The sequence below is a fragment of the Mucilaginibacter sp. PAMB04274 genome (genome assembly GCF_039634385.2).
Lineage (GTDB): Bacteria > Bacteroidota > Bacteroidia > Sphingobacteriales > Sphingobacteriaceae > Mucilaginibacter.
In genome coordinates this window covers 2,662,223-2,688,362 of sequence record NZ_CP155081.2, presented here as the reverse complement: position 1 = coordinate 2,688,362, position 26,140 = coordinate 2,662,223, and the positions used below count along the sequence as shown (strand labels likewise).

Annotated in this window: 18 protein-coding genes and 1 riboswitch; of the genes, 15 read left to right on the top strand and 3 right to left on the bottom strand. The window is 42.7% G+C overall.

All coding sequences use genetic code 11. The features are described 5' to 3' along the window. Positions 1-83 precede the first annotated feature (83 nt). The gene (locus tag ABDD95_RS11300) at positions 84-692 is read right to left on the bottom strand and encodes an alpha-ketoglutarate-dependent dioxygenase AlkB (RefSeq protein WP_345951997.1); all 609 of its coding nucleotides are present in this window, start codon (positions 690-692) and stop codon (positions 84-86) included. 10 nt (positions 693-702) lie between these two features. Next, on the bottom strand, positions 703-975 hold the full coding sequence (locus ABDD95_RS11295) for a hypothetical protein (RefSeq protein ID WP_345951996.1): 273 nt from the start codon (positions 973-975) through the stop codon (positions 703-705). A gap of 264 nt (positions 976-1,239) precedes the next feature. Here ABDD95_RS11295 and ABDD95_RS11290 point away from each other — a divergent pair, with 264 nt between their 5' ends. The 9 genes from ABDD95_RS11290 (at position 1,240) to ABDD95_RS11250 (ending at position 16,416) form a co-directional block, all read left to right on the top strand. After that, complete coding sequence (locus tag ABDD95_RS11290; RefSeq protein WP_345951995.1) at positions 1,240-1,971, top strand: Error-prone repair protein ImuA; 732 nt, start codon at positions 1,240-1,242, stop codon at positions 1,969-1,971. A gap of 2 nt (positions 1,972-1,973) precedes the next feature. Then, a complete protein-coding gene (locus ABDD95_RS11285) occupies positions 1,974-3,476 on the top strand; it encodes a DNA polymerase Y family protein (protein ID WP_345951994.1) in 1,503 nt (500 codons plus the stop codon). Positions 3,477-3,487: 11 nt separating this feature from the next. Then, on the top strand, positions 3,488-6,685 hold the full coding sequence (locus tag ABDD95_RS11280) for an error-prone DNA polymerase (protein ID WP_345951993.1): 3,198 nt from the start codon (positions 3,488-3,490) through the stop codon (positions 6,683-6,685). A gap of 18 nt (positions 6,686-6,703) precedes the next feature. Beyond that, a complete protein-coding gene (locus tag ABDD95_RS11275; protein ID WP_345951992.1) occupies positions 6,704-8,707 on the top strand; it encodes an HRDC domain-containing protein in 2,004 nt (667 codons plus the stop codon). Positions 8,708-8,783: 76 nt separating this feature from the next. Next, the gene (locus tag ABDD95_RS11270; RefSeq protein WP_352432939.1) at positions 8,784-9,053 is read left to right on the top strand and encodes a hypothetical protein; all 270 of its coding nucleotides are present in this window, start codon (positions 8,784-8,786) and stop codon (positions 9,051-9,053) included. A 10-nt stretch (positions 9,054-9,063) separates the two neighbouring features. Continuing rightward, entirely contained in the window at positions 9,064-10,902 is a 1,839-nt protein-coding gene (locus ABDD95_RS11265) for a DNA topoisomerase 3 (protein WP_345951990.1), read from the top strand. Between the two features lie 145 nt (positions 10,903-11,047). Next, positions 11,048-13,177: an FUSC family membrane protein gene (locus ABDD95_RS11260; protein WP_345951989.1), complete on the top strand. Its 2,130-nt coding sequence runs from the start codon at positions 11,048-11,050 to the stop codon at positions 13,175-13,177. Between the two features lie 186 nt (positions 13,178-13,363). Further along, positions 13,364-14,920: a protein adenylyltransferase SelO gene (locus ABDD95_RS11255; protein ID WP_345951988.1), complete on the top strand. Its 1,557-nt coding sequence runs from the start codon at positions 13,364-13,366 to the stop codon at positions 14,918-14,920. 101 nt (positions 14,921-15,021) lie between these two features. Then, positions 15,022-16,416: a glycoside hydrolase family 28 protein gene (locus ABDD95_RS11250; protein ID WP_345951987.1), complete on the top strand. Its 1,395-nt coding sequence runs from the start codon at positions 15,022-15,024 to the stop codon at positions 16,414-16,416. 142 nt (positions 16,417-16,558) lie between these two features. Here the strand turns inward: ABDD95_RS11250 and ABDD95_RS11245 are convergent, their stop codons facing one another. After that, positions 16,559-16,894 (bottom strand): hypothetical protein, encoded by a 336-nt coding sequence (locus ABDD95_RS11245; protein ID WP_345951986.1) that lies wholly within the window; start codon positions 16,892-16,894, stop codon positions 16,559-16,561. Between the two features lie 387 nt (positions 16,895-17,281). Here ABDD95_RS11245 and ABDD95_RS11240 point away from each other — a divergent pair, with 387 nt between their 5' ends. From ABDD95_RS11240 to ABDD95_RS11215, 6 genes are all read left to right on the top strand, one after another. After that, on the top strand, positions 17,282-18,814 hold the full coding sequence (locus ABDD95_RS11240) for a DEAD/DEAH box helicase (protein ID WP_345951985.1): 1,533 nt from the start codon (positions 17,282-17,284) through the stop codon (positions 18,812-18,814). A 78-nt stretch (positions 18,815-18,892) separates the two neighbouring features. Next, positions 18,893-20,545 carry an alpha-glucan family phosphorylase gene (glgP, locus tag ABDD95_RS11235; protein WP_345951984.1) on the top strand — a complete coding sequence of 551 codons (1,653 nt, stop codon included), beginning with the start codon at positions 18,893-18,895 and terminating at the stop codon, positions 20,543-20,545. Positions 20,546-21,014: 469 nt separating this feature from the next. Next, positions 21,015-22,754, top strand: coding sequence for an alkaline phosphatase D family protein (locus tag ABDD95_RS11230; protein ID WP_345951983.1), 1,740 nt, complete (start codon positions 21,015-21,017; stop codon positions 22,752-22,754). A 142-nt stretch (positions 22,755-22,896) separates the two neighbouring features. Beyond that, on the top strand, positions 22,897-23,148 hold the full coding sequence (locus ABDD95_RS11225; RefSeq protein ID WP_345951982.1) for a hypothetical protein: 252 nt from the start codon (positions 22,897-22,899) through the stop codon (positions 23,146-23,148). A 570-nt stretch (positions 23,149-23,718) separates the two neighbouring features. Beyond that, positions 23,719-24,990, top strand: coding sequence for an Hsp70 family protein (locus ABDD95_RS11220; RefSeq protein WP_345951981.1), 1,272 nt, complete (start codon positions 23,719-23,721; stop codon positions 24,988-24,990). Between the two features lie 335 nt (positions 24,991-25,325). Beyond that, positions 25,326-25,439, top strand: a riboswitch (SAM riboswitch). A gap of 81 nt (positions 25,440-25,520) precedes the next feature. Beyond that, complete coding sequence (locus ABDD95_RS11215) at positions 25,521-26,135, top strand: TlpA disulfide reductase family protein (RefSeq protein ID WP_345951980.1); 615 nt, start codon at positions 25,521-25,523, stop codon at positions 26,133-26,135. Positions 26,136-26,140: the final 5 nt, after the last annotated feature.

Below are 26,140 nucleotides of genomic sequence, written 5' to 3'. Positions count from 1 at the left end.
GGCAGCTATAAACTGACCGGCTCTTTTGTTTTAACCGCTTACTAGGTAGCTATGATACCTAATACATAACATCATGGCTTTATTTATTTCACTATCCTGAAAGTTAAATTAATCCGTGGTTTCATAGGTTTTACAGATTTGGCTATGCGGTGTTCCCAGTTTTCTTGCAAGCCTGCTTTCATCAGTAAAAATGAGCCATGTTCAAGTTTAACTGAATATTTAGCATAATGGTTATCCTTATTACGGATATCAAAGCTGCGTACCTGCCCAAAACTAACCGAAGCTATAATGGGATTTTTCCCCAAAATCTCCTCCTTGTCTGAATGCCAGGCTACCGAGTCGTTCCCATCTCGGTAATAATTTAGTAACACGCTGTTAAAAGTAACGCCCGCTATATGCTCAACCACATCTTTAATGAGGAGCAGTTCGGGTGTCCAGCTATAGGGCTTGGTTTTTCCAAGTGACTGGTAATCGTATGCTTCAGGGTCTCCGTACCAGGCAGTAAGCCTTGGTGTTATTACTTCTTTGGTATACATCATGCGTACTTGTTGCTTCCACGGTGTTTGAGTAATAAACTGCTTTAGCAAGGCATCGCTCTGGCGCAGGTTAAATACACCTGGTTTATACTCCAGCAGGTGATTAGGTAAATCTTTACTTTGTCCTGTTTCCGGAAAAAAACATAGCTGCTCCATTATTTTATTGTTAAAGCCTTTCGGTATAATTTATAATAAACTTGGCAACCTGTTCCTGTTCGGTAACCGACAATATATCACCATCATAAATCCAGTAACCTTTTGCATCAAACAGAATGCAGCCCAAGTATTCCGGGTTTTCGTCAAACGCTGTAAATAGTGCATAATTAGGAATATGGCCGTCGGTTAACCTGTCTGGTACAATCCGCAGAATCTCATCAGGGCCTTTCTTTCGCTTTAACCATGCTTTAGCTTCCCTGTCTAAATACGTTTTTATTGCCATTAGATATGTTGAAAATTATTTTTCAAAGGTAAACAAAATGCTAATAATATTAGTATTAGTTTTGTTGACCGTAAAGAATTTTAGATATGACACTATTACATTTAGCACGCCAGACAAATGATAAGCAAGTATTAAAAAGGCTTAAAAATGAGTTTACAAATAGTTATCGGAAGCTTTTTATTGGTGACCGTTAATATATAAGCTATCAATAAGAAGCACATTGTTTTGAATTTTTAAACTATTGCGTACAAAATAAATTGCATAATGGAAAATAGTAGAGCAAGTCTCATATCCCGCCTGCAAGGAGATATTTTGCGTTGGCAAGGTTTTCAAGCCCCGGTAGCAGGCAAGGCAAAAAGTATGGGGCTTGGACCGCTGGAGTTGGCTTTCCCAAATGGCGTTTTTCCAACAGGTTCAATTCATGAGATGCTTTGTCCTACGGCCGAGCATACGGCTTCTACAGCAGGGTTCCTTAGCGGCTTATTGGCTACCCTTATGGCAGGCAAAGGTGTATGCCTATGGATCAGTACTTCACGGAAACTTTTTCCAACATCGCTTAATGGTTATGAAGTAGAGGCTGACCGGGTCATATTTGTTGATGCGCGGCGTGAACTGGATGTACTTTGGGCGGCAGAAGAAGCGCTCAAATGTGAGGGATTAGCTGCCGTAGTTGCCGAAGTTGCAGAAATTAGTTTTGCACAGTCGAGGCGGTTGCAGCTAGCTGTAGAGGCAAGCCGGGTAACAGGCTTTATTTTACGAAATAACCTAAAAAAATTAACCCCTACCGTTTGCGTGGCCCGTTGGCAAATCAAACCATTGCCTAGCCGACAGGAGGATGAATTGCCGGGTGTGGGCTTTCCACAATGGCAGGTAGAGTTGCTTAGGGTACGTAATGGTAACCCTGGCACTTGGAAGCTGGAATGGACTGATACGGGTTTTATGCCGGTTGAAGAAAACCTGGCAGCATATCCCGAACAACATTTAAATGTGGGTTAGTTATGTCAAAACGTTTTATTTCCATATGGTTTAGGCACTTGTTAACAGATTGGCTGGCACTGCGCCGGCCTGAATTGAAGGCAGTACCTTTTGTGTTGGCAGCGCCAGTGCATAACCGCATGGTCATAATAGCGGCTAATAATTTGGCAGAAGCACAAGGAATAACTGCCGGCACTACAGCTGCAGATGCTAAAGCGGTGATTCCTGACTTGCTGGTAATAGATGCAGTGCCCGGACAGGCCGAGAAAATATTAAAAGCAGCAGGAGGGTGGTGTATCCGCTATTCGCCGGTAGTAGCAATCGATCTGCCAAACGGGCTCATCATAAATGCCTCTGGCTGTGCACATTTATGGGGAGGCGAAGAAGCTTATCTTCAAGCTATTTTAACCGCCTTAAAAAATAAAGGCTATCATGTACGTGGTGCAATGGCTAGTACTATCGGTGCAGCCTGGGCTATGGCACGCTATGGCTCAAATAAACTGATCATCCCTCCCGCAGACCAGGCTACTGCGCTGTTGGCACTGCCCCCAATTGCCTTACGACTGGAGTCATTGCTTTTAGAACGACTGCATAAGTTAGGCTTTTACACCATTCAAAAAATTGCCGTTTTGCCACGCCGGGCGCTGCAAAGGCGTTTTGGAATGGAATTGCTGCTCCGCCTGGATCAGGCCTTCGGTCATGAAGAGGAGCACCTGGAGCCATTAAATCCGCCCGAGCCGTATCATGTCAGGTTACCTTTTCTGGAACCCATCCGCACGCCGGAAGCCATTGCACAAGCCATTCTGAAATTATTGGAAATGATGTGCTTGCGCTTAAGACAGGAAGGCAAAGGGTTGCGTTCGGCTATATTAAAAGGCTATAGGATAGATGGTAAGCTGGTTAACATAGCTATTGGCACCAATCGTCCTGTGGTACATATTGAACATTTATTCAAATTATTTGAGCTGAAAATACCGCAGATTGAGCCGGCTTTAGGTATCGAATTATTCACGTTGGATGCGCCCCGGGTGGAAGACTTATCAGCCGATCAGGAAGCACTGTGGGCTTCAGACGGCTGTGGGCTGAATACAATAGCTCTATCAGAATTACTGGATCGGTTGGCCAATAAACTGGGTACAGGTAGCATACAGCGATACCTGCCGCAGGAACGCTACTGGCCCGAACATACTATCCGCTTAGCCAACACACTTACAGAACAAACTGAGGCAAACTGGCGGATTGGTAAACCCAGGCCAACCATTTTATTGCCCAAACCAGAAAGGATTGAAGTAACTGCCCTGCTGCCCGATAATCCGCCTATGCTATTTATTTATAAAGGTGTACGGCATATTATTCGGAAAGCAGATGATGCTGAACGGATTGAACGGGAGTGGTGGCGTGACAAGGGGCAGCACCGGGATTATTATGTAGTTGAAGACCAGGAAGGTCGGCGTTACTGGCTTTTCCGTTCAGGGCATTATAATTCAGAAAGCTCGGAGTGGTATATACATGGTTTTTTTGCCTGAAAGGAGTTACAATGGAATATGCAGAATTACAAGTAACAAGCAATTTTACCTTTATGCTGGGTGGTTCGCACCCTGAGGAACTGGCGGGGTGTGCAGCCGAATTAGGTTACACAAAAATTGCCATTACCGACCGTAACAGCGTGGCAGGCGTAGTACGGGCACATATTGCAGCTAAGGCCAAAGGTATTAGCATTATTCCAGCCTGCCGGCTAGATCTCATTGATGGGCCAAGTTTGCTGGCTTACCCAACAGACATTACAGCCTGGGGGCGTTTATGCGCCTTGTTATCACTTGGTAACCTGCGCACTGAGAAAGGCAAATGCGAATTGTATAAACAGGACGTGTACAATCATAAGGCAGGGATTAAATTTATGATTATACCACCTGCCAAGCTAAACAGGCAGTTTAACTTTGATGATAAATTTATAGCGGAAGTAGCAGAATACCGGGTGGCTTTTGGTGAATCTTTATATGTGGCCGCCAGCCGTACTTACAGCGGTTATGACAGCAAGCGTTTGTACCGTATCTCACAATTAGGCGTTCCAATGGTGGCAACTAATGATGTGCATTACCATGAGCCTCAACGGCGCGAACTACAGGATATACAAACTTGCGTGCGCGAAAAGTGTACAATTGATACGGCTGGCTTTAAGCTGCATGCCAATGCTGAGCGCTATCTTAAACCTATTGAAGAATTGCAACGCCTCTTCAGGCAATATCCGGATGCTATTGCGCGTACACTAGAAATTGCCGAAGCCTGTACCTTTTCATTAGATACGCTCAAATACCTCGAACCGGAGTGGGTAAGTCCTGATGGCCGTACGGCAGATGAGCATCTGAGAGAACATACCTTAATTGGCGCACGGAAATTTTTCGGTAAGGAGGTGCCTTTAAAAGTGTCAAAACAGATCGAATTCGAACTGGCATTTTTTGCCAGAAAGAAACTGGCTCCTTATTTTTTGCGGGTATTTGCATATACACAAAAAGCAGACGAACTGGGTATTTTGTACCAGGGGCGTGGTTCGGCGGCCAATTGCACGGTTTGCTTTTGCCTGGGTATAACCCCGGTAAATCCTACCAAGTCCAATCTGTTATTCTCCCGTTTTATGTCAGACGCACGGGATGAATGGCCTGATGTGGATGTAGACTTTGAGCATGAGCGGAGAGAAGAAATTATACAGTGGATATACGAAACTTATGGACGGGACCATGCAGCCATCGTTGCAACCGTAACACAGGAAAGGCATAAAGGCGCCATCCGCGATGTAGGGAAAGCCATGGGCTTATCCGAAGATACCATCAAGCGCTTGGGCGGTGCTATCTGGAGTTTCTCAGACGAAGGGTTTGACCGTGAGCGTATCATAGGGCAAGGCTTAAACCCCGATGATCCTCATTTACAAAAAGTATTGCAACTCACAGATCAATTAATGGGCTTTCCACGGCAATTGGGACAGCATACAGGCGGATTGGTAATTATGCAGTGCAAGCTTTCGGACCTGTGCCCGGTGATGAACGCCCGAATGGCCGACCGCACACAACTGGAATGGAACAAAGATGACCTAGAAGCATTGGGTATTTTGAAAGTGGATGTGCTGGCCTTGGGTATGTTAACCTGCATCCGCAAAGCTTTCGATCTATTAAAGCAGCACTATAACAAGCAATATACCCTGGAAAGTGTACCGCAGGATGAGGAAGAGGTTTATGATATGATCTGTAAGGCAGATACACTTGGTGTTTTCCAGATTGAGAGCCGGGCGCAAATGTCTATGTTACCCCGGCTAAAGCCACGTGTGTTCTACGATCTGGTAATAGAGGTAGCCATTGTAAGGCCCGGACCTATTCAGGGTGACATGGTACACCCGTACCTGCGGCGCAGGGAAGATCCAAGTCTTATTGATTATCCGTCAGAAGAATTGAAGAAAATATTAGGCCGAACAAAAGGCGTTCCTCTTTTCCAGGAACAGGCCATGGAAATTGCTATAGTGGCAGCCGGTTTTACCCCAGCCGAAGCTGATCAGTTGCGCCGAAGCATGGCTACGTTTAAGGCAAAGGGTTTAGTAAGCCAGTTTCAAAAGAAGCTGGTAGACGGAATGACCAAAAAAGGATATGACGAAGAATTTGCTAAACGAATATTTAAGCAACTGGAAGGCTTTGGTTCCTATGGTTTTCCAGAAAGTCATGCTGCTTCTTTTGCACACCTAGTCTATATTTCCTCGTGGCTTAAATGCTATTACCCTGATGTATTTGCTGCGGCACTGCTTAACAGTCAGCCTATGGGCTTTTACCAGCCGGCAGAGATTGTAGATGATGCCCGGGAGCATGGTGTTGTGGTTAGGCCAGTAGATATAAACCATTCTTACTGGGACAATACACTCGAAGAAAAGGATAGTAAATATTTTGTTTTGCGCTTGGGTTTCAGGCAGGTAAAAGGATTACGCGAAGAAGATATGAATATGTTGGTTGCTAAGCGTGGGCAGGGGTATCAAACTATTCAACAGCTTAGCGATGCAGGTTTGCCCCAGGCTGCTATCGAAAAACTAACCGATGCTGATGCCTTTCGTTCTTTAGGAATGGACCGTAGGCAGGCGCTATGGGAAGTACCGGCGCTGAGCGATAAGCCTACCGGGTTATTTAAAGGGCAGCCTTCAGAAAGTGCGCAGGAAGGGCAAATGGCTTTGCCACTGATGGGGTTAAGTGAACATGTAGTGCAGGATTTTGCCGTTACCGGCTTATCGCTAAAGGCTCATCCGGTAAGCTTTGTACGTGAAGATCTGGATTTATTGCATGTAGTAACAACGGCCAAGCTCAAAACCCTGAAAAACGGAGACCCGGTTAAAGTGGCCGGAATGATTACCGTGCGCCAGCGGCCGGGTACAGCAAAAGGCATATTGTTTATCACCATTAAGGATGAAACAGGCTTTACCAACTTGGTGGTTTGGAGCAAGTTCTTTGATGAGTATCGAAAGGAAATAATCCAATCGCGACTGATGATGGTAGAAGGAACATTACAAATAGAAGGCCAGGTAATACATGTAATAGTTAAACGCTGCTTTAATATGAACGGTTTGTTACGTAAGCTTACCCCTAACCAGGATCAGGCACCGTTACTTACACTGGCACGTGGTGATGAAACCACCTTGCCGCCGCCAGAGCAACAACGGGGTGCGGTTAAAAAAGAGGTGTTTTATAAAGGACGAAATTTTCAATGATAGTTTTAATATTGCAGAATGAATGCACCTATGCAGCTGGCACATGATTATCTGGAATTAACCAATACGGTTGTATTCCTGACGGGAAAGGCAGGTACAGGCAAAACTACTTTTTTACGGCAGGTGCGGCAGGAATCTAAAAAAAAGATGGCGATTGTTGCGCCAACAGGGGTAGCGGCTATCAATGCCGGCGGAATGACTATTCACTCTCTATTCCAATTGCCTTTCGGCCCCATCATGCCTGGAGGTGCTGAACGGCCTGAGGTACATTATAACAACGAGAAAAAAGAATTACTCAACAGTTTGGAGTTACTGGTAATTGATGAAGTGAGCATGGTACGGCCTGATGTACTTGATCAGATTGATTTGATTCTGCGAAATGTTAAAGATAATACCTTTCCATTCGGCGGTGTACAATTGCTGCTGATTGGCGATCTCTCACAGCTAAGTCCAATCATCAAGGATGAAGAGTGGGCCATATTGAGGCGTTATTACGAAACACCTTACTTTTTTAGCAGCCAGGTACTACAAAAAGCATCTTACGTTCGTATTGAGCTTGATCATGTATATCGGCAAAAGGAGCAGGCTTTTGTGGAAATTTTAAATGAAGTACGTAACCAAAGCATCAGCCAGGAAAACCTTGCATTGTTGAACGCCCGTTACGTACCTGACTTTCGTCCACCTGCAGATGATCCATACATTACCTTAACTACACATAATAGTATTACCCGACAAATTAATGAAGAATTTATAACCGTATTGGCAGGACAGGAAATGGAATTTGCGGCATCTATACGCGGCGAGTTTCCTAAAGATGCTTACCCGACTGAAACCAGCCTAAAGCTTAAGGTAGGTGCTCAGGTGATGTTTGTTAAAAATGATAACTCGGCCGAAAAGCTGTATTACAACGGCAAAATTGGTACTGTAACGCGTTTAGAAACAGATACTGTTTATGTACGTTGCGGGCATGAGGATAAAGAACTGGCTGTACAAGCCCAGGAATGGACCAACGTAAAATACCAACTGCAAGGTGAGCAGATAGGCGAAACAAATGCAGGCAGCTTTGCACAGATACCTCTAAAACTGGCCTGGTCAATCACCATTCATAAAAGCCAGGGTTTAACTTTTGAAAAGGCTATTATTGATGTGAGCGGAGCCTTTACGCATGGGCAGGCTTACGTAGCACTGAGCCGTTGTAGAAGCTTGGCTGGTATGGTACTGCGCAACCCTATAGCCCCCGAAAATATCATAGGAGATCCGGCTGTATCGCGGTTTAATGAAAAGGCTAAAGCTTTCAACCCCGATGAGGCCAGTTTAAAGCGCGACATAGAACTACACAGGCAGTTTATGCTGTCTGAATTGTTCAATTTTAATGTTTTAAAGAGAAAGAGCAAAGGCTTTGAAGCATTACTAACCGGTTTGCAAAAAGATATTTTTGAAGTTGCGGAAAAATTACAGCGTCAGCTGTCGGCCTATCCTTTAGACCGCATTCAAAAAGCTGCAATTTATTTCAAGGAAAAGCTCGAAACGCTGGTTAACAGTTTGCATTCGGAGCTATCCGGCCTAATAGGCCAGTCGAAAGAATTGGCTGGCAAGGCGGATGAATTGATTCGCTACATCATGATGAAGATTAAACTGATGGACTACTTCACCAACATCAATTTTACATCACAAGCTTATGTAGCCATTAAACGCGATGTCTGGGCAGGAGTTAAAAGTGATACTTCCCGATCATATTTAAAAGCCTTGAACGCTAAGCCTAATGAAAAGCTGTATGAGCAATTTGGAGAATGGCGAAAAAATGTTGCTGATAAAGAGAAGGTAATGCCGAATATGATACTGTCAGAAAAAACAATGGCTACCATTGCAGAGAGGCTGCCGGCAACCATAAAAGCACTCAGTCAAACCAAAGGCGTAGGCGAACAAAAAGCCCTGCAATACGGTGCCGAACTTATTTCAATGATACGGCTTTATCAACAAGAGTTAACAGGGATTGATACTGAACAAGGGAGTCTTTTTTAATAACGAGATATGCTACGATGGCAAAACCAATTATGGGTAATGCGAAGTCAGGGCAAAATCTAAATTTCAACAACCATTGCTGCACGAATATGCTTTAAGTAATTTCGGCACCGATATGGGACAGTTGTTAAGGATTACTTTTGAAAATAAAGATTACACATTTAAATTACGCAATGCTTTACCCGCCGACCGGATTGTAAACGAGTTGGCTATTTTGCTTTCGGGTGAGGAGCAGGTGCTTATTCGGGAAGGTGATACCTGGCAATTCAAGAACAACGTCGATAAAGATTTCAACCGGCTTGCCGATGCCATTGGAAAAGCCATCTCATTACGCTTCCGTATATAAATATTCTGCAATGAAAGTAATTATTGCCGAAAAGCCATCTGTGGCAAGGGAAATAGCTAAGGTGTTTGGCGCTACTACCAAACGTGAGGGGTATATTGAAGGTAAAGGATACACCTTTACCTGGGCCTTTGGACACCTGTTACAACTGGCCACTCCTCAAGAATATGGTTATTACGGTTGGAGCGTTCAAAACCTGCCTATGTTACCCGGTAAATTTAAGTTGGCCATCCGTAAGGTAAAAAGCAAAGAAGGCATGGTGGATGATCCTTCGGTAAAAAAGCAACTGGACATCATAAATACGCTTTTTGAAGAAGCAAGTGAAATTATTGTAGCAACGGATGCCGGGCGTGAGGGAGAGCTTATTTTTAGATATATCTATTACTATCTTAAATGCAAAAAGCCATTTAAAAGGCTTTGGATATCGTCACAAACAGATGCCGCCATCAAAGAAGGCTTTAGGAACTTAAAACCCGGCAGCGAATATGATACGCTGTTTAACTCAGCACACTGCCGTTCACAGGCCGACTGGCTTGTTGGGATGAACGCCACACAGGCACTTAGCCTTGCTGCTGGTACGCGGTCTGTATTATCGTTAGGCAGGGTGCAAACACCAACGCTGGCCATGATCTGTTCCCGTTACCTCGAAAATAAAAACTTTGTGCCACAAATTTACTACCAGGTTGCTATACAGGTAGACAAGGATGGTCAATTATTCAGAGCCATATCAACAGAGAATTATAAAACAAAAGAGCAGGCGCAGGAGGTACTTGAAAAGGTAGAAGACACTGCTGCCGGCTTTCCGCAAGGCGGACAGATTATTAATGTGGAGGCCAAACCCCGTAAAGAACCGCCACCTTTATTGCATGACCTGAGCAGCTTACAGCAGGAAGCTAACAAACGTAAAGGCTTTACAGCAGATCAAACGTTGGGTATACTGCAAAACTTGTATGAAAATAAGTTAGTGACCTATCCGCGTACAGGCAGCCGTTATATTGGCGATGATGTGTTCGCCACCGTTCCGGGTTTAATTGAAAAGCTTACAGATCATCAAAATTTTGGTAAGCAAGCAACGTTGTTAACCAGTGCTAAGCTAAACAAGCGCAGCGTAAATGCTAAAAAGGTAACCGATCACCACGCTATACTGCCCACAGGTGAGGCCCCCCGTCAGCTAACGCCCGATCAGCAAGCAGTATATGATATGGTGGCTGGACGAATGCTGGAAGCATTTCATCAGGATTGTATTAAAGAGATCACTAAGATTACCGTACAGTCGGGCGTTAAGTTTGCGGCAAGCGGTACGGTAATTAATACGCCTGGCTGGCGTGCAGTTTTTAATGATAAGGATGAGGAAAAGAAAGATGAGGAGAATGCATCACTACCAAAAGTAACAAAAGGTGAAAGCCTGCCCGTTACCAATAAAGCCGTGCTGGAAAAGCAGACTAAGCCTAAGCCGCTCTACAACGAGGCCTCATTATTAAAAGCACTAGAAACGGCCGGTAAAGAAATTGAAGATGAGGAGTTACGTTATGCCATGAAAGAAAGCGGCCTGGGTACGCCTGCTACCCGCGCAGCCATCATTGAAACGCTTATTAAGCGCGACTATGTAATTCGTGAAAAGAAGAACCTGGTGCCTACGGAGACAGGACTGTCGGTATATTGTATAGTTAAAGACAAGCAAATTGCACAAGCAGAACTGACCGGCAATTGGGAAAAACGTTTAGAAGAGATTCGTTCAGGAGCCTCCGTTGCTGATTTTCAGTCAGAGATTCAAAACTATACACGTTCCATCACCAGTGAGTTGCTAAAAGCAGGTACGCGTTTTCGGTCTAAAGAACTTACTGCCTCCTGAGTGATGATGAGAAACCAGTACAAGCGGGCAGTATTTAAACCTGCGCGTGATTGGAAATATGCTATTCAGTAGAGCTATAATAGTCAACCGCAAAACAAAATAACATCCTAGGTATTACATTCTCATAAGTGTCATTTAGTGTTAGATGATTTGGTTAACCAATAAAAAGAAGCTTTCTTTTTTTCTATCGAGCGAATTTTTTACTGATGCGCTACGCACAACTATAAGCATTTTTTTGCCTGTATGGCTGTTGTTTAGTTTAGGTAAACCGGATATCGCCGTTGCCGTAGGTATTGGTACATTATTAACCAGCCTTACCGATAGTTCGGGTACCTACAGTGATAAAAAGTTGGGTTCACTGGTTAGCATTGGTCTTTTCTTTTTTGTTACACTGGTTACCTCGTTTTGCTGGCAGCATCCTTGGCTGCTGGGTATTATGCTATTTGTGTTTTGTTTTAGCTTTGCTATGCTAACAACGTTTGGCAATCGTTTTTCTATGATTGGCACTACAGCCATAGCGCTTTGCATATTCATTAGCGGAATGCGGCCACTTAATGGATTCGAATTCAGCGCCTACATACTTACAGGAGGGGTTTGCTATTACATGATCAGTTTACTGCAGTCATGGTTATGGCCGTTTCGCTCGTTATACCAGGCGGTAACCGAATGTATAAAGGCTACTTCAACGTATATGCAAGCCCGTACAGCTTTTTATAACCGCAACATTCCTCTCGAAGAATGTTATTATAATATTATACCGCTTCATACACTGGTAAATGAAAAGCATGAAAACGTTCGCGACCTCTTACTTCGCGACAAACTGGCCATGCGATCAGATAATAAGAAAGGGCAGTTGTTATTAAGAATTGCCACGCAGGTGATTGACCTTTATGAACATATTACCACTGTTCATTTCGACTATCAACATTTTAGAGATGCACTGGGTATGAGCGGCGCGCCAGAGGTTATAAGCCGGCTTATCGAAATTATGGCATTAGACATTGATCAGGCTGGTAATGCATTCTATCTGAACAAAAGTGTAACGCCTAATCATCACAGCCAAGAAGTGGCTTACCTGCATAGCCGTCTGCAATATATTATAGAAAAGGAAAACGTAAATAATCAGGCCCTGTTGCGGCATTTAAAGCATAACATTGAAGATGTTTCTGAGCGTATAACCCGGCTTAAGGCTCTGATGGCCGGTCAGGAAGAAATAGAATTGGTTGAAAACGAAGCCCTGAGTTATCCGGATTTTTTAACCTACAGGCCACGCACTTTTAGTCAGTTTAAAATGCATCTCAACTTCAGGTCGCCTGTGTTCAGGTTTTCTTTACGGTTGGCGGTAGCCTGTACATTTGCTTACATACTAACTTGTGCTTTTCCGTTAGGTGGGTACAGTTACTGGATCATGCTTACTGTAATAGTAATCATGAAACCAGCCTATAGCATTACAAGGCAGCGTAATAAGCAGCGCCTCATTGGCACGCTTACAGGTGTGGCTGTGGGGTTATTGCTCATTGCCTTTATCAATAGCACAGCGGTATTGCTTACCATTTCGCTTTTTCTCTTGTTGGGGTTTTTTACGTTCAGCCGCACCAAATATGCGCTCAGCGTAATGTTTATAACGCCTATGGTTATGATTTGCCTGCATATTTACAGTGAGGGAAAAACTGCTTTTATATTTGAACGAATTTATGATACGCTAATTGGCTGTGCAATTGCACTTGTGGCGTCATACATCTTCCCGGTTTGGGAAAAGCATAATCTGAGCCGGTACCTTAATAACGTGCTTGACGCCAATTACGCTTACTTAGACGCTTTGTACCAAAAACTTTCCGGAGAAACCGTTAGTTATAACACTTACAAACTGCTGCGTAAAAATGTATATACGCGGCTGGCCGATTTTTCAGCAGCTTTTCAGCGCCTGCTGCTCGAACCGAAAAGAATGGATATTGCCGTGGATCACTTACAGCGTTTTCAGGCACTTAATCATCAGTTGTATGGTGCCGTAGCATCTTTAAATCTTAACAGCGGTAGCCTTAATGGTAATAGCCTGCACAGAATAATGACTGCACAAGCTTTAAATAGCCTGCGAAAGTGCATGGAATGCCTTAATGATGAGGAAGCAAGTAAAGTGCAAATTAAAGAGGAACAAGTTAATGGGTTAAACGGAGAGACATCTGCTAATGATACTGCGCTTAATAGTCAGTTTAACAGTATAGTGTCCACGGTAGCGCAACTTCAAACCTTATGTCAAACCCTTCTCGGTAGTTGAATATTCATTGCCTTGAGGAGATGCATTTGATCGAATCACTACTTTAAAAATCAATATTTGATATTGACTATTGCATCAAAGCTTATAAGCTAATTGAATGTCATATAAGCTGAATAGAGGTTGATTTTAGCCCGCACACTTGAGATGTGGCATGACATTGGCTATTAATGTATATCGAAAATTATTATGCAACATTTAAGTTCTGACGTTTTTAAATATGCTTTTGTAAGCACTTTTCCGGGAGATGATAGCGGCAGTTTAAAGCCTCGTCAAACACCTGGTGTATTGTATAGCAAAACCATGCCCACCCCGGTAAATAAGCCTGTGCTTTTGGCCTGGTCTCCTGAATTAGCGGCCGAGCTGGGTATAGCAATGCCTGCTGAAGGCGATATTAATTTGCTGGGTGGTAACCTCGTTACACCATCTATGCAACCTTATGCTTTATGCTACGCAGGGCATCAGTTTGGTAATTGGGCCGGGCAGTTGGGTGATGGGCGTGCCATTTGTTTAGGTGAATGGGAAACGCCGGCAGGTGATGCATGGGAGATCCAGCTAAAAGGAGCCGGTCGAACGGCTTATTCGCGAAGGGGAGATGGCCGGGCGGTCTTACGTTCGTCGCTAAGGGAGTATTTGATGAGCGAGGCTATGCATTATCTGGGTGTTCCTACCACGAGGGCATTGAGCCTTGTAGGCACGGGCGATCAGATTGTGCGGGATATGTTTTATGACGGAAGGCCTGCTTATGAACCTGGAGCAATTGTAGCTCGCGTTGCGCCGAGCTTTTTGCGGTTTGGTAACTTTGAAATACTTGCTGCAAGAAATGAGATTGAAAGCCTCACAAACCTGGTAAACTGGACCATTGAGCGTTATTATCCACATATTGAAGGGGATGATAAAGTACTGAAATGGTTTGGTGAAGTAATAGAGCGCACGGCAACCATGATTGTGGAATGGCTAAGAGTTGGTTTTGTGCATGGGGTAATGAACACCGACAATATGTCCGTATTAGGTTTAACGATCGATTATGGGCCATTTTCTTTTTTGGATAACTACGACCCGAATTTTACACCCAACACAACCGATTTGCCGGGAAGGCGTTATGCTTTTGGTCAGCAGGCTAATATTGCCTACTGGAATTTAAGTTGCCTGGCCAATGCGTTGGTTCCGATGTTTCCGGATACGGACCAATTAGCCGAGCAACTGAAAATCTATGAAGATATCTACTGGAGTAAGTATTACGCAATGATGGCCAGTAAACTTGGCTTGGATAGCGTGCGGAAAGAAGACGTTACACTATTTCAGGACATTGAAAAAATGCTGACTTCGATACAGCCGGATATGACTATCTTTTATCAGTTACTGATTGATCTGCCACTCGACACAAACGATAAAGACACTATCGTAAACCACTTTAGAGATAGCTTTTATGATGATCTTTCGGCAGCAGGCAGTGAACAGCTCTACTCGGTAATCACAAATTATATTATTCGAAGAAAAACTAACGCTGGCTCTGACGAGGATACAAGGTTAAGTATGATGAAAAGCAATCCGCGGTTTATTTTAAGAAATTACCTGCTTCATCAGGCTATTGAAGAACTGGAAAAAGGAAACAACGAACTGTTTTTAAAGCTACAGGAGGCAATAAAAGATCCGTATTCTAAACGGTTTGATGAGTTTTATGAAATCAGGCCCGGATGGGCAACACAAATGGCTGGTTGTTCAATGTTATCTTGCAGTTCTTAAGAATAGGCAGGTGAGGAATAATTCACAAAATAACCGGATATTAGCTTATGATTAAAAGATCAGCACTCATAAAAAAATTATATAAATGCCAACTTGTTTTAATGTTGGGTCTAATTGGCTGCTCAGCTCTTGCCCAAACGCCTGTAGGTAGCGGCTGGTCACAGCTTGATGGTATATTGGCGCAAATCAAAGCGCCCACGTTTCCAAAACGTGATTTTGACGTAACCCGCTATGGCGCATCAGGTAATGGTAAGGTGGACTGTAGCAAAGCCATCAAAGCTGCCATTGCAGCTTGTAATAAAGCTGGCGGTGGTAGGGTGGTAGTGCCTGCGGGAAAGTATTTAACCGGTCCTGTATACCTGAAAAGCAATGTTAACCTTCATCTCAATAAAGGTGCAGTACTGCTTTTTTCTACCCGGCCCGATGATTACCTGCCGCTTGTACCTACCCGCTGGGAAGGTGTGGAGCTAATGAATTATTCGCCGTTGGTGTATGCTTACAAAGAACATCACATTGCCGTAACGGGCGAAGGCGTGTTAGATGGGCAGGCCACTAACCAAAACTGGTGGCCCTGGAAGGGAAAAGAAGAATACGGCTATAAGCCAGGTACTCCTAGCCAAACGGATAAAGGTAACCGTCCGGCGTTATTTGCTATGGCCGAAAAAGACGTACCGCAGCGCGATCGTAAATTTGGTAATGGTTTTTACTTGCGTCCGCAATTTGTACAGCCTTACCTTTGTACGGATATACTGATAGAAGGCGTCAAAATTATTAATTCGCCCATGTGGATACTGAACCCGGTGCTGTGTACCAACGTTACAATTAATAAGGTAACTGTTGAAAGCAGTGGCCCCAACACCGATGGTTGCGACCCTGAATCTTGCCGAAATGTACTGATTAAGGATTGCTACTTTAACACGGGCGACGACTGCATAGCGCTCAAATCGGGCCGTAACCGCGATGGCCGACGTATTAATATACCGTGCGAAAACGTAATTATTGAAGGCTGTACTATGGTTAATGGCCACGGTGGTATTGTGATTGGCAGCGAAATTTCGGGTGGAGTGAAAAACGTATTTGCTCAAAACTGTACCATGAACAGTCCGCTTTTGGATAGGGCACTGCGCATTAAAACCAGTTCGGCCAGGGGCGGTACTACCGAAAATATTTACTTACGCAACATTGCCGTTGGGCAGGTAAAGCAAGAAGCTATATTGATCACTATGTTTTATGAAGATACCGGTGCTTTTATGCCGCTTATCCGAAATATCGAGGTAAGCAATATGCAAGTGAAACATGGTGGCACTACCGGTATACTGGTAGAGGGCTATGAAAAACAACCGGTACAAAACTTACGCCTGAACAACGTTTCTATCAACAACGTTAAAGTTCCGTACAGCATAGCCAATTTAGTCGGCCTTCAGCTTGATAATGTAACCATCAACGGTGCAAAAGTTGAAACTAATGAAGTGAAAATTACTAAGGCAGAAAAGTAATGACGCTATAGAATCGAACAAAAGTAAATAGACAACTGCGCTGTTACACGTTACAACCGTTAGGCGTTCAAACTAAAAAGGCTGGCTTATAATTTTAGGGGCAGCCTTTTTAGTTTATAAGCTTGGTTAGTACTTTTAACATTTATTGCTTAAGATTAACAGCCATCCAGTTTTTGTTATGGATAGCTTGCTTTTCCAGGTTCAATGCAATTAGTGCAGAGTCTAATCCTTTTTTAAGGCAGCGCAACGTTTTAAGTCGGTTTATGTTTATTTTTTGGTTTCGAACTTCTTCTTGATAAATCAGTTGGTTCTCTATGCTATAAAATTGGACGGTGGTTACTTTCTTCACATTTTTATTGCCGACCAATACCCGATAGCCGTTAGATGAGATACATTCAGCCCTGCTTTGGGCTTTAACCTGCAAATCAGATAAGTTAAACAGAAAAAAAGCAACTGCGGTAAAAAAGAGATTTTTCATAATTGATTGTTTTAATTTTAGGATATTAATGAACCACTGGATGCTATCGAACAGGGTATTGGCAAAGAGTTCACACAGGCACGCGCAGCCTATAAAGGCTAAATGGTTAGCCGTGTACAGCAATTAATAATGTAAGCCTGGATAAGTATCTAGGACACTAAAGTCATAAGCATTAAAAGTTTGGTGCTTACGGCGTATTTTGCTAATTCTTAAGTGTGTTGATATAGTTAAATGGTGGCCATCACCCTGATGTGATTGATATAGAGTATTGCTGGGAGATTGGGGAGGTGGGTTGAATAATTTGTACGATAAGATTGGCTGCATTCTTGATAGCAAAGGTTTAAAGACTCTTTTACTAAACGGAGTTTTAAACTACAAAACCGAAATATGCCCGACAAATTATACCCAGCGTTGAATACAACATCCGGAACACTTTACGACTACCAGGAAAAAGACATACAAACGCTGTTCGATAAAATGGAGCAGGCGTCCTGTAATTATAAATTACTGTACCAGTTGCCCACCGGTGGTGGCAAAACGGTCATCTTTTCAGAGATTGCAAATCGCTTTATCTCCAAATATGATCAGAAAGTGATGATTTTGACTCACCGGCAAGAACTATGTAACCAAACCTCGGCTACCTTAAAAAGCTTTGGGCTAAAGAATAAAATTATAAATAGCGCCGTAAAACAGCTGAGCCGGAAAGATAAATACCGTTGCTACGTGGCAATGGTGGAAACACTTAATAATCGCATTGCTGATGGATTGGTTGACACGGATGAGATAGGTCTTCTCATCATAGATGAAGCACATCATAATTCGTTTCAAAAGTTGTTAGACAAGTTTAGTAACGCCAGAATTATAGGCGTTACTGCTACCCCGTTTAGTTCTGATATCAACTCGCCCATGCGCAGTACTTATAACGAACTCGTTATTGGAGAAAGCATCATTTCGTTAATAGAGAAAGGCTTTTTAGCAAAACCAGCTATATGGCGGTACGATGTAGAGTTGAATACTCTGCAGACCGGCGCACATGGTGATTTTACCACCAGTACTTCTGACGATCTGTACTCGTCTCCAGCTATGCTTGATTTATTGTTGCATGCATATCAAGAGCATTCTAAAAATAAAAAGACGCTAATTTTCAATAATGGCATCTTTACTTCGAAGGCAGTTTGCAAGATGTTTAGCGATGCGGGTTATGACACAAGGCACCTGGATAACGAAACTTCGGCTACTGAACGTGCAGAGATATTGAAATGGCTTAAGGTAACAAAGGGGGCTATATTAACGTCGGTTTCCATTTTAACTACCGGGTTTGATGAGCCATCCATCCAAACGGTAATTCTTAACCGGGCTACAACCTCTCTTACCCTATATCATCAAATGATTGGCCGTGGTTCCAGAAGATTACCCAACAAGAAGAATTTTTCTATTATTGATCTGGGCAATAACACAGATCGTTTTGGTGCATGGAATGCAGAGGTGGATTGGCAATACGTTTTTGAAAATCCGGAGGCTTATAGTGAAAGTGTTCATGCGCAATCAAGCCACGAAGCCCATCATATGCCTTCCGAAATGCGTTCGAAGTTTCCAAATAGCTTAGAAATTTCATTCGACATTCAGAAAGCTTACCAGGCGGCCATAGATAATCAAGAGAAGGCCGGTAGTGTAATAACAGAATCGGTTAACCAACACGCACATATGTGTGCAGACAATAGCGATACCATAAGCGAGGCCATTGCTTTGGCAGACGAGCTTAAAAAAGAGATTGAATGGCGTGTTAAACAGTATGGCAAATGCCTTGGTAAGGTTACAAAGAACTATTTGGAGTGGCTGCAAGAAGATTATATGACGAAATTAAAAGCCCTTGTTCAAGAGTTAAAAAGTCAGCAGGTTTTGCAAAAGGTGGCGGTTTAATCAACTTGTATACTCATATACTGAAACTATTCATATACCTTAAGGCTTTGCATTAAACCCAGCTACATCAAATCCCCAATGATTACTAAACAAGATATTTTCAGCTACGAAATTGACCCAAAATACAACACATCGGTTGCTTACTTTTCAATGGAGTTTGCTATAGATCAGGCACTGAAAATTTATAGCGGCGGACTTGGCTTTCTTGCTGGGTCGCATCTACGCAGTGCCTACGAGCTTAAGCAGAATTTACTGGGTATAGGTATACTTTGGAAATATGGTTACTACGATCAGGTTAGAGATGGTAATGCGCTGATGAAGTCGGAGTTTATTCAAAAGGACTACTTTTTTTTGCAAGATACAGGTATAGTTTTTACGGTAACCGTACATGATGCACCGGTACACGTAAAAGCTTGGCTTCTAAAGCCGGATACGTTTGGCTCAGCGCCACTATTATTACTGAGCACTGATATTCCAGAAAACGATGATGTTTCCAGGTCCATAACACACCGTTTATATGATGGTAATGAGTCTACCCGTATTGCGCAAACCATTATTTTAGGTATTGGCGGAGCCATGTTGCTTGATGCATTAGGTATAGAACCAGAGGTTTACCATATGAACGAGGGCCATTCTGTGTCACTCAACTTTTATCTGTATGCTAAGTTTAAAAGCCTTGAAGAGGTTAAGAAGCGGGTAGTGTTTACCACACATACGCCTGAAATGGCAGGTAACGAGTCACATAATTATGAGTTGCTCAAAGAAATGTCGTTGTTCTATCATTTACAGGTGCATGAAGTGAAATACATTCTAGGTATGCAAGGCGATGACTTTAATTATACACTAGCGGCACTTAAATTTGCGCGAAAGGCTAACGGTGTTTCTAAATTACATAGGGAAGTGGCTACCCAAATGTGGGGGAACAATGAAGGTGTTTGCGAAATTACGGCTATAACTAATGCGCAAAATGAAAATTATTGGGTAGATGCTTTGCTTGCCGATGCATTTACTAATGGAGATAATGCAATGGCCACATTACGGAAGAAGGAACTGAAAAAGACCTTATTTAAGGAGGTAGCGAACCAGTGTGGTAAGCTGTTTGATGAAAATGTGCTTACTGTAGTTTGGGCCAGGCGCTTTGCAGGTTATAAGCGGGCCGATTTGATTATGCGGGATTGGGAAAGATTTGAGAAATTGGTAAACAATGCTCAATATCCGATACAACTAATATGGGCAGGCAAGCCTTATCCGGGAGACACAGATAGTGTAAATCTGTTTAATCATATTATATCGAGGAGTAAGACATTTAAAAACTGCGCTGTGCTTACAGGTTATGAACTTGGCTTGTCGGCCTTACTGAAGAAAGGTGCGGACATATGGTTGAACAACCCCACAATGTATAGAGAGGCCTCCGGAACGAGTGGTATGACAGCTGCAATGAATGGCGCCATCAATCTTTCCTTGCCCGACGGCTGGGTGCCGGAATTTGCTGCCGATGGGGAAAACTGTTTTCTTATTCAACCAGCGGATGATCATTTGCCTGCCGAAGAGAAAGGCCGGTTAGAAAATGAAAACTTAATGCATGTGTTAGAGGAGAAGGTGCTACCGGTATACTACGATAACCAACCCAAATGGTTCCAAATACAAAAGAAGGCTGCCAAAGATGTAGTGCCCGCTTTTGAATCGGGCCGAATGGCCGATGAATATTACCGGGTGCTTTACCAATTGTAAAAGTACCTCAATAACGTCTCAACAGTAAAAAAGCCTTTAAACGGTCTTACCGTACCATATATCGAATTGGTTATGACAAGTAGTTGCCCAGGCCGGTTTTATTTTTAAGCCATGGGGTACTCTATTTTATCAGAAACAACAATTGCACCTACTGAGAAACAACTTCGTGATATTTTATTGTTCGTAAAAAATGGGCCGTATGGTAGCGGTTTGCCATGTATTACGCTATGCGCCATACCTTGTTAAAACGGCAGCGTTGATTGCCAAAGGGCTATAGGGGGAGGTAATCAGTAGCTGCACTTGAGTATACATCGACAAATGTGAAGATGCTACAGCGGTTGTATAACGTATTGTTATAAAATGCACGACAGAGGCGCAGTTAATTTTTCACCAAGTTAACGCAAGCATTATAAAGGCTTTATACTGAACACATTTAAAAATGATAGATTGGTGAAAATAATCTCGCTAAATGAATAATGAACAAATACTCAGAAAACTCAGCCGCCGTAATTTCATACGAAATGCAGCAATTGCAGGCGCTGGTGTGGTCTTATTACCATCGGCTATCACCAGTTGTAAAAAGGATAATGATGACGACGACGAGGAGACCTATGAAGGACATGGTTTTAAAGAAGGCGTAGCCAGCTTTGATCCCAGCCAAACACAAATTATTTTGTGGACCCGTTATACACCCGCAGCACAAGAAGTCACCAAACCTACAATATTATTGGATGTAGCTAAAGATAAAGATTTTAAGAACGTAGTAGTAAGTCAGTCGGTTATGGTTGATACTGCCAGCGATTATACAGTGCACGTAGATGTAAGTAACTTAACGGCAAATACCAAATATTACTATCGTTTTCGCAACGAAAAGACAATGGCGGTATCCGTAACTGGCGAAACTAAAACGTTACCGGCAGCCGGGCAGGCAAATGAAGTGAAGATGGCCGTTGTATCATGTGCTAATTTCCAAGCTGGCTTGTTCAATGTTTACGGTGCCGTAGCTGAGTCGGATGCCGACGTGGTGGTGCACTTGGGCGATTACATTTATGAGTACCCGGCCGGCGGGTATGGAGCCAGCACAGCAACGGCCAATTTAAACCGGGCGCATAAACCGGTTGGTGAAATACTTAAAGTGGCAGACTACCGCGAAAGATACCGCCAGTACCGTAGCGATGAGCAATTACAGAAAGCGCATCAGTTAAAACCATTCATTTGTGTATGGGATGACCATGAGGTGGCAAATGATGCGTATAAAGATGGGGCAGAGAATCATCAGGCCAATGAAGGTGATTTTGCAACGCGTAAATTAAGTGCAATACAAGTATGGCATGAGTATTTACCAGCTCGCGTTCAGGATAATGCCAAAATTTACCGGAATTTTGACTTTGCTGGCTTCGTCAACTTAATAATGCTGGACACCCGAATAGTTGGTCGGGATAAACAACTTAGTTATGCAGATTACCTCACCGCATCCGGACTTAATACAACAAAGTTTTTAACCGATTGGCAAAATCCACAACGCAGCATACTGGGCGCTGAGCAAAAAAGTTGGTTGGCTGCTAAGCTAAATAGCAGTTCTGCAAAATGGCAGGTTCTGGGAAACCAGGTATTAATGGGTAAAATGTTTATGCCCGCCGAATTGTTGCTGATTGTTGCTCAAATAGCTGGCGGCAGTACTGACGCTACATTGCTTACACAATACAACACCTTGGTAACCCAACTGGTAGCCATCAAATCACGCATGCTGCAAAATGATCCTACCTTAACCGCGGCAGAAAAAGCCAGGGTACAAAATGCGTTACCGTACAATCTTGATGCTTGGGACGGATACCCTGCTGAACGTGAAATGGTATATGCTTCAGCAGCTGGTAAAAAGCTTGTTTCATTAGCCGGCGACACGCATAATGCATGGTATTCAATCTTAACAGCTAACAATGGGCAAAAAGCAGGCGTGGAGTTTGCCACTGCCTCTGTGACTTCTCCAGGCTTTGAAGCCATATTTGGTAGTAATCCACAAACAGTTGCTAGCTTCGAGCAAGCCAACGCATTACTTATCGAAGAACTTGAATACCTGGACGCGTCAAGACGCGGATATATTATGGCCACTTTCACAGCCAACGAAGCTAAATCCGAATGGCGGTATGTAAGTACAATCAATAATGTTAATAGTGCTACCACTACCGGCAAAAGCGTTGTAGTAGTATAATAAACATGACTGTTGTTTATAAATCTGAGGCGTTAATCTGCCTTTATACAAGCGCTTATTAATATGTATTTGTTAACATAAACATAATATTGAAGTAACATTTAGATAATTTAGATTTGACGCTTATCAAGAAGCTACTTTTATGTCAACCAAGTCATCCTTAAAAAGCGCAAAAAAAACTGCCAAAAACGAAATTGAGTCAGTACTGATTAAAGAACTAAATAACGTTACTGCCAAGTTTGGTCCTGGTTCGAAAAAATTCAAAAAAAGCATTGAAAAAAGTTCAAAAAGATTAGCCAAGAAGCTTAGCAAGGAAATTAAGATTGACGAATCATTTTTCGCCAATGAAAGTATTACTGACGAAAGCAAGCCTAATGAAGACAACGCAAAATAACGCGTTATTCAACCCGGCGATGTTCTTATATTGTGAATTGTAGATCTCAATTGGATAATTTAATGATAAGCTATTAATTGCAGACAGTATTAATCGGAGTTTAATGAGCGCGAAGGCAGACATTGTTTGTTGAAAGCCGTTAAACTCTGGTTATTAAAAAGCACATTAATACAAGTTTTTTAAAGTGCGATAGTCTGTAAGCATCGTATCAACTATAGCGTTCTCTGTTTTACATCGTAAATGTAAATCGAGCTTATTGTCCTAAACTCGGGCAAGCCTATTAGCATCTCAAATAATTGCTTCTACAGGTGCGTAGCCTTTGAAGCTTTTTTGCCAATTTATAAACTGCCACTAAACAGATCACTGGCTGTGTGCTCAGCCATGGGCTTTTGCATTTGTTGCACATGATGTAATTAATCGAAGTGATTTCAATTAAATACGTTCAATCTAAATGGACGTCATGCCACTCCCTGATTAGCTTGGCGTAATCTTGAGACTGGTAATTTCATTTTGACTTTATTTTTTGATACTTTCGCCGCCCTTTAAATTTTTTGGTAAGGCGGCATTTATATGAATAAGTTTTTATACGGAATTGATTTTGGTACAACTAACTCTGCTTTGGCTATCTACAATGAGGAAACCAAAGAAATTCAACATACCATCATTATTCCATCGCTTATTTATTTTTATGAACAGCAGCGCTCGGGCATTGCTCCGGATTACGTAGTAGGCCAGGAAGCAATTTCGGCTTACTTAAACGAGCAAATGAGCGGGCGTTTTATAAAGTCGGTTAAGCAAATTTTATCCAGAAGCAGTTTTACCGAAACGCGGATTCACAACAAACGATACAACGCATCTGATTTGGTGGCCATCATTCTGAAAGAATTAAAATCGCGGGCTGATAAACTAATAGGCCAGGATTGCCGTAAGGCTGTTATAGGCAGGCCTGTATTCTTTGATGATGATAACGTGCAAAAGGATACCCTTGCCCAAACCCGCCTTAGCAAGGCTGCAGAGTTAGCTGGGTTCAGGGAGGTCCGCTTTCAATTTGAGCCGATCGGCGCTGCTTTTGCTTATGAAAGAACTTTGCAAAAAAAGGAAAATGTACTGGTTGCTGACTTAGGTGGAGGTACTACTGATTTTACTTATTTGGTTCTGGATCCAGAGAAAGCGGGTAGCAAAGACAGGAAGAACGACATGATGGCCACGGGTGGTATTTACATAGGAGGTGATAGCTTTGATGCCGCATTTATGTGGGAAAAAGGTACGCCCTATTTTGGCAAGCATACACAATATGAAGCTACCCCGGGCAAGCGGTTAACTGTGCCTAAATCACTTTTTGCCAATATATGCTCGTGGGAGCAAATGAACTTTTTTAATGGCCAGCGAATTAAAAAGGATATTGAAGACTATTATTACTTTTCGGGGAAAGACCGGCAATTCAAAAACCTGATTACGCTTATTGAACACAACTTGGGTTACGCTGTGTTCAGGTGTATTGAGAAAACCAAAATAACACTCTCTAATGCAGACACTGCTCGGTTCGCTTACCATGAAATGGATATTGACATAGAAGAGGATGTTCCACTGTCGGTTTATGAACAAATAATTGCCAAAGACGTAACCCGAATTGCCAACTACCTCGACGAATTTATATCGCACAACAAGATAGAACCCAGCAATGTCGACAGTATTTTTTTAACTGGTGGCACTTCAATGGTTGGGAGTGTTCAAAACATATTCAAAGAAAAGTTTCCTCACGTCAACCTCAATTCGGGCGACAATTTTAAAAGTGTGGCTACAGGTTTGGCTTATAGCGGATATCTATTTGAAGGTGAATGATGATTGAATCATAGCATCCAGTATCATCACGCTTAATTGTAATAAAAGGATAAGTATTAGTAAGGAAGTTTGCACGCATTGCAACAAGTTCCATAATTACCCAGTTGCTAATACAAAGCCTTCACTTACCACAAAAATAGGCTTATTTGGAACCTTTGAAAACTGCCGGCCAATCTTCCCTATGCATATACAATTCGGTATAACTGCGCCTGTATCTGAATAACTTGTACGTTTCTTTGTGTCACATTTATTTCATTTTGAAAATTATCTACTAAATCTATAGACTATGTAAAATATATAGCTATATTTGCAGTGTTAAATAACGTACTTTGATTTACTTATCCAGAAAGACTGAGGGAAAGGCCCTGTGAAGTCTTAGCAACCTATACCACCTCAAAAAGGTAAAAGGTGCTAATTCCTGCTCCTCAAATGAGAGAGAATGATAAGATACAAGTTTTGCTTGTTCATCGCCCATTTACAGTCTCGCTGGTATAAGTATTTGAAATTGAAAGCAATCAACTTATATGATTATGAAAAATTACCTATTACAATCTCTTTCCAAAGCAATGTTTGCAGCTTCTGTAATTGTTGCGGCCGCATTTCAATCAAATGCGCAGACGCAAAGTGCTGCGCAACAATCTTCTACAGTTGCAACAACCGCAAATGCAGACAGAGGATACCTGGTTAAGGTAGGAGACCAGGCGCCCGACAATTTTGAATTAGTGTTAGATAACGGAAAGAAAACCTCCCTGAAGCAGTTACGCGGCAAAGTGGTTGTATTGCAATTTACAGCAAGCTGGTGCAGCGTATGCCGCAGAGAAATGCCGCATTTGGAAACAGACGTGTGGAAGGCTTACCAGAATAAAAACGTAGTGCTTATTGGTGTAGACCGTGACGAACCACTCGAGAAAGTGCAAAAGTTTCGCCAGGATATACAGGTAACCTATCCTTTGGCTTTAGATCCGGGCGCCGATATATTTGGCCGCTTTGCTGATAAAAAAGCTGGTGTTACACGTAATGTAGTCATCGATCAAAGCGGTAAGATAGTTTTTTTGACGAGGCTTTATGACGTAAACGAATTCACGGAAATGGTAAAAGTGATAGACGATTTAGCAAACAAACCTTTGTTAAAGGCATCGCTTTAAAAGCA